The organism is Paenibacillus sp. 01T442, from assembly GCF_056398345.1.
Genome location: NZ_JBFTPF010000065.1, coordinates 21,891 through 29,077 on the forward strand (window position 1 = coordinate 21,891; position 7,187 = coordinate 29,077).

General features: G+C 45.2%; 3 protein-coding genes. All 3 read left to right on the top strand.

Features of this window, described 5'->3' with window-relative positions:
- Window positions 1–154 precede the first annotated feature (154 nt).
- A complete protein-coding gene (locus AC1DLM_RS28420) occupies window positions 155–5,602 on the top strand; it encodes a family 43 glycosylhydrolase (RefSeq protein WP_477571845.1) in 5,448 nt (1,815 codons plus the stop codon).
- Window positions 5,603–5,632: 30 nt separating this feature from the next.
- Complete coding sequence (locus AC1DLM_RS28425) at window positions 5,633–6,685, top strand: S-layer homology domain-containing protein (protein WP_477571846.1); 1,053 nt, start codon at window positions 5,633–5,635, stop codon at window positions 6,683–6,685.
- A 309-nt stretch (window positions 6,686–6,994) separates the two neighbouring features.
- A partial coding sequence (locus tag AC1DLM_RS28430; RefSeq protein ID WP_477571847.1) for a hypothetical protein occupies window positions 6,995–7,187 on the top strand: 193 nt, incomplete at its 3' end.

The window sequence follows — 7,187 nt, forward strand, 5'->3', positions numbered from 1 at the left end:
GGCCCAACCATCATTGAGATGGTTGGGCTCTTTTTTTGCGAATTGTCGGAAAAGTATAAAGGAATGCCAAATAATCTAAATACATGAAAGTGTTCATCAGTCAAAATAAGGATAAGCATGAATGACATTGTTGATTGTAGAGGGAGGAAATCGGTTGAAACGTGTAATGGCTTTTCATCGCAAACAGATTCGACAAGCTTGGGCGTATATGCTGCTGTTATGTATGACAGTTTCATTATTGCCTGCTGCGTCTGTATCCGCAGCAACGGGTGATCCATTGCCTGTGTTTAGGGAGGATTTTAATGATGGACTTGCAGACGGATGGACAACGTATGGATCCGAGAATGCAGGGAACAGAGGGTCTTGGACAGTCAATGCATCGAAACAGTATAGAACGACGGGTTCACCAGGTTCCAAGACGGTATTTCAAACTACTAATTTTAAAGATTTCGTTTATGAAGCGGATCTCCAAGTATCTGGTATCAACTCAGATCAATCGGGGTTATTATTTCGAGTCACTTCGCCGACTGGTGACGTGGCTGATGGGTATAATGGCTATTTCGCTGCACTGCGTGTGGACAAAAAGCTTATGCTCTCCAGAGTTGTTGGTGCAGGCGGCAACGAATATAAGGAATTGACAAGTGTCTCCTATCCTTATAGTAGTGGTCATATGAAAGTTGTCGCGGTAGGCAATCACATTCAAGTGTTTATCGATGATATGATTACGCCGAAGATTGACTTTGTTGATAATGACGGCAAACAAATTACTTCCACTGGTTCTATTGGTCTTCGAACATGGTGGGGGACTACGAACTTTGATAATCTCGAGGTCAAAGAGTATGCGTCGTCGGAGACAGCTGCTCCAGTGTTCGATATACCTGCTGGTGTTTACAACAGCGAACAGCATGTTGCGCTCACAACGCCAACCGCAGGGGCAACGATCCGATATACGCTTGATGGCACACTGCCGAATGCATCTTCTCCCATCTATACTTCACCAATCGTGGTGACATCCGATGTGATCATCAAAGCATACGCGGAAAAAGCAGGCGAAATGGTGTCGAATGTGGTGACATCCTCTTATATTATTGCGGAAAGTACACCAGCATTCACCGATGACTTTAACGATGGCGATGCGCAAGGCTGGACGAATTATTTGGGCCAACCTGTCCAAACGACATGGTCCGTAACGCAAAGCGTTTATAATTATGTGGCTACTAATCCAAGAGGGGCAAAGTCCGTCGTGGAAGGGGTTTATCAAGACTTTGTTTTTGAAGTTGATATGAACCCGCAGGATGCAGTATCTTCCAATAGCGGTGTGGTTTTCCGAGCATCGGCGCCAGCTGATGGTGTGGATAAAATAAATGCGTACTACGCCGGCATGAATGCTGCCGGGAAGCTTCAAATCGGTAAGATGAGCGCTACGGGAACGAATGGYGTTTGGACAGAAATTGCCTCAACAGTTGTAAGCGGCGTCAAGCCGAATGACTACAATCATCTGAAAGTGATTGCAATCGGAACTCATTTTTACATATATGTGAATGAGATGTTAGCTTACGATTTTACAGATGCAACGTACTCGGTGGGCACAGTTGGGCTGCGAGCATGGAATGAGAATCTACAAGTTTCTTATGACAATGTTTCATTAAAGCAGTTAACTCCTGTGGTACTGCCTGTGGCAGCACCGGTTATTAATCCGAATTCGGGTTCATTCCCAAATTCGCAAATCGTCACCATATCGAGCCCGACAGTCGGTGCCGACATTCACTACACGACCGACGGCAGCACGCCTACAGCGGCGACACCTCTCTATAACGGTCCAATCACTTTGACAGCCACATCGACGGTGAAAGCTATGGCAACTAAAAATGGCATGCTCGATTCCACGGTTCAGAGTGCGACATTCACGTTAGTCAGCCATACTTTTTCGGATGATTTTAACGATGACAATGCGACGGGTTGGACGACCTATGAAGGAACATGGAATGTTGCAAGCAAGGCTTATCAAATAACGGATAAAGGCCCTGGCTTTAAATCAGTTGCAACGGGTACTTCTTTCGATAACTTTGAATATGAGGCTGACATTACGTTGAAAAACGGCGTGAATAACGATAATGCAGGCTTAATTTTCCGAGTTACGAATCCGAGCAATGGCGGAGATAACATGAAAGGTTATTACGCGGGACTAACTTCAAATGGACGTGTGCAGTTAGGAAGACTGAATAACAATTGGAAAGAACTCGCATCCATTATATATCCAGTCACGCAAAATACAGTCTATCGCATGAAGGTGAAAGCGGTAGGCAGCCATATCGATATCTATATCAATGACGAGCATATCGTAAGTGCGGTAGATACGACCTATACAACTGGGGCGATCGGTGTCAGAGCTCATTACGTTGCCACAAACTATGACAATATTAGTGTCAAAGACTTAGGCGAAGTTCAGATGCCGACGTACGACTGGTCTTGGGTACAAGGCGCAGTTTTCGTACCAACGAATGTTGTGAATCAGATTCAGCAATGGAACGAATATGATCATGAGATTAACGATCGTGAATTGGGCTATGCGCAAATGTATGGCATCAATTTTGTACGGATATTCGTACATAACTTGCTTTGGGAAAACGATAGCGCGAGATTGTTAGCCAATCTGGAAGATTTCTTGCAACTTGCCGACAAACATGGCATCAAAGTGGAACTTGCCTTTTTCGATGACTGTTGGAATGACAATCCGGTCATGGGGCCACAATTAGCTCCACTTTACGGTGCGCATAACAGCCGTTGGGTAGAAGGCCCTGGGGATGCAGTTAAATCCAACTATGCAGCGAATAAAGATGCATTGAAAGCGTATGTGCAGGGAATTGTCAATGCGCATAAAAATGATGCGCGGATTGCTTTCTGGAACATTTATAATGAGCCGAGCAATGGCGAGAGTGGACTTATGGATCAAATCACGAAGCAGATCATGAATGATGCACGTATTTGGATCAAAGAAATCGACACCAACCATCCGGTATCCTCAACAGGTGGACAATTTAGCGGCGATGCTACGTCAGACTTCATCACTTGGCATCCGTATGAGTCCGATTACCCGACACCTTACGGGGTCAGCAAGGGAATTCTTGCGGATGAAGCGATGAACAGATCGACGCAAACGGTTCCAGGTATGGTGGAACATTACGGTCAGAAAGAGATCGGTTTCGTTATGTGGGAATTCGGTATCGGTCGGGATAACACACGCTTCCCTTGGGGATCGGATACGAATCCATTAACTTCGGAGCCGACGATGCCATTCCATGGAATTACGTATCCGGATGGTCATCCGTGGGATGTGAACGACATTAAAGCATTAACAGGAACAGCTTTCGATACGCTGCCTGTATTCAACGTAAGCTACTTCAAGGACGAGAACTTTACAACATTAGCTAAAACATCGTTCACACCGAAGATTGATTTCGATCTTGGAAATGAGAAGGGAACAGGTTCGCCAGACCCAACTGTAGGCATTGGAGAGGATCATTTCTCCACGCGCTGGATGGGAACGGTGCAACCGACGAATTCTGGGGCACATACGATTTACGTGGATAGCGATAATGTCGCGAAAGTGTGGATTGGCGAGACATTGGTCGTCAATAAAACAAGCAGCACAAGAGAGGAAACATCCGGTACGATCGCACTAACGGCTGGAGAAAAATATCCAGTGAAAGTGGAATATGTTCACGCAACGGGAGATGCCAGTTTACATGTCAAATGGTCACATGCGAATCTAACCAAACAAGCAGTAACCCCTATTTTTGCGGGAAAAAGTGTAGCATCTGTTTCTTTAAATACCTCAACATTGACTGTAAAAGTGGATGAAACGAAAAAGCTGACGGCAACCCTTTCACCTGCGGATGCGTCCAACCAGCTGCTTACGTGGAGTTCCAGCCACTCAGGTACCGTGCAAGTGGATACGAGCGGTAACGTGAAAGGAATCAACAAAGGAACTGCTACGATTACAGTCACGGCGGCTGGTGGAAAAACAGCTTCTGCTGTTATCACGGTGACGGATAGCGGCAAATTCAAAAATCCGATCGTACCTGTCTCAAGTGGAGCTGGTTCGGCAGATCCGAGCGTTGTTTTCAAAGATGGCTACTATTATTATGTGAAATCGGAAAATGATGCTGCGATTCAAGTCGTGAAAGCGAAACGTCTTCAGGATATTGGAATCGAGCCTCGTGTTACGGTCTATACGCCGCCTTCCGGACAAAGGTATTCCAAAGGTTTATGGGCACCAGAGATTCAGAACATTAATGGCAAATGGTACATTTATTTTGCAGCGGATGACGGCAATAACAATAATCACCGCATGTATGTGCTCGAAAGCGATACGAATGATGCGCAAGGCAGCTATACATTGAAAGGTAAAATTGCCGATGCCTCAGACAAGTGGGCCATTGATGGTACTGTGTTAGTAAAAAATGATAATTCCATGTATTTCGTATGGTCTGGTTGGGAAGGCGATACGAATGTGAGTCAAAAGATTTACATTGCGCCGATGAGCAATCCATGGACGATCAGTGGACCTCGCGTGCTATTATCTTCACCTGATCAAGCTTGGGAGCTTGATGGTACGCCGACGATCAATGAAGGTCCAGAAATTTTGATGAAGAACGATAAAATCTTTATCGTATATTCGGCAAGCGGCAGTTGGACTGATAATTACAATTTAGGCATGCTGACGAATAACGATGGTAATGTCCTTAATCCAGCTTCGTGGACGAAAACGGGTTCCGTATTCAGCAAATCCGCGGGAGCATTCGGTCCTGGACATAACTCATTTACGAAGTCGCCGGATGGTTTGGAGGATTGGATTGTCTATCATGCTGATCTTAAATCTGGCGGAAGCTGGGCGAATCGTTCCGTTCGTGCACAGAAGTTCACTTGGAATCCGGATGGCACGCCAAACTTCGGCACACCGGTCGCTTATGGGGCATTGATTCAGGAGCCATCAGGCACACCTTCGATCTCCATGTACAGCTATGAAGCGGAGGATGCAATTCTTGGAGGAACTGTGAGAATTAACAATTCTGACGAAGCTTCTGGCGGCAAAGTGGCAGGTCATGTGGACACAGCTGGAAGCGACTATATCTTATTTCATGTAAATGTGGAGAAAGCAGGCACTTACCAAATGACGGTCATGGCGGCAAATGGAACCGGAGGTACGGTTATTGCTCAGCAAGATGTTTCCGTTAATGATGGAGCCAATCAAGTCATTGATTACAAACAATTCGGATGGGGACGTTATAATCCATCTGTCATTACGATAACGTTGAATCAAGGTTTGAATACGATCAAGTTAACGAAAAAGACGAATTTTGCCGAGATCGACAGGCTTATTCTGGAGCTTCAACAGCCATCGGGTCCACCTGTCTATCATACGGACATCAACGGAAGTGCTGGTGTTACAATCGGCGATTTAGCCATGGTAGCGGCTTCTTATGGTAAGCAGCAAGGCGATGCAGATTGGGATGCAGATGCAGTGAAAGCAGATATTAATAAGGATAACAAAGTAGATATCGAAGATCTTTCCATTGTTGCTAGTGAAATCATGCAATAAGGATATAGGTAAGGGAGGAAGCATACCGACATGAYATTTCATAAATGGTTTGTAAGTTGTCTAATGTTAATTACCACGACAAGTGCTGTACTACCTAGTGCATTTGCGGCAACCGAAACGGTAACACCGTCTTACACACTTACAATTTCAAACCCAAGTCCTTCCCAAGGGGAGAAGGTAGAAGTGGTCATCAAGGGTCATGAGTTGAAGGATCTGTATGCGTATGAATTGAATGTGGACTTTGATCCAGCACTTCTAACTTTGAAGACCGCTACGACGCAAATCCCGGGTTTCTCGGTTCCTTATGTCGTGAAGGATAACCACATACAATTGGCACATACGCGGGTTGGGAAAGTGGATGGAGATAGTGGCGATCAAACGTTGTATACCTTGGTGTTCGAGGCAATTGGTCAAGGAAAGGCTGAAATGTCGCTAAGTAAAGTGAAATCGGTCGATTCCCACCTTGCTAGTACCAATCAGCAGCCAGATGCCAAAGCTGAATTCCGAATCGACAGCTCGCTGCCGTTTGATGATTTAGGTGACTTCAGTTGGGCGGAAAATGCGATAGCCTACTTAGCGGGCAAAGGTGTTGTAAATGGTACTGGCGATCGTGTATTTAGCCCAGAACTTCCTGTTTCGCGTGCTGACTATGTAGTGCTTTTGATGAGAGCGTTAAATCTGAAGGGAGCTGCGGGAGCACACTTTGCGGATGTCGAACAGGGGAAATACTACGAGGAAGCCATCAACACAGCCAGAGATCTGGGGATCGTCCAAGGAGATGAGAACAATTTCTTCCATCCACAAGCATCCGTAACCAGAGAAGATATGATGGTACTTACCGAGCGGGCTTTGGCTAAAGCTACGAAACTAGCGAGTCAACAAGACGCAGCGGCATTGCAACCATTCAACGATGTCTCGGATATCTCAGATTATGCGTTAAACAGTGTATCCACCTTGGTTAAATTGGGGCTCGTTCACGGTTACGGGGATGGCATTCACCCGAAAGATTCAACAAATCGTGCGCAAGCAGCGATGCTGATCTATAACATATTGAAGAAGCCAGACTTATTGCCAAAGAAGTAGTACAGAGAAGACCTTCAGGGTACGTGCCCTGAAGGTCTTTTTTCGGGGGAGGGAAGCGCACTCCAAGCTTAACAGGGCGTGATGCTGGAGATCTATTGGTTGCGAGTGGGTGGTTTTCCAATTAAATGTAAAATGTACAGTTAATTCTACCTATTTTCATAAGATTTAGTGAATAGATGGAAAAAGTACATCTAATTTGATCCAGATTGGCCGTCTGGTAGATTTTAGCTTAAATTAACTGCAGGAAATCCATCTATTACTCCCAAATGGTAAGAATCTGCAAAAATAACGACATAAAATCCATCTAATTTGTTTGAGGCGGCGGGGGAGGTTATTTGCACAAGTTGGGTAGAGGTAGAGGTAGAGGTAGAGGTAGAGGTTGAGGTAGAAATAGAAGTAGAAGTAGAAGTAGAAGTAGAAGTAGAAGTAGAAGTAGAAGTAGAAGTAGAAGTAGAAGTAGAAGTAGAAGTAGAAGTAGAAGTAGAAGTAGAAGTAGAAGTAG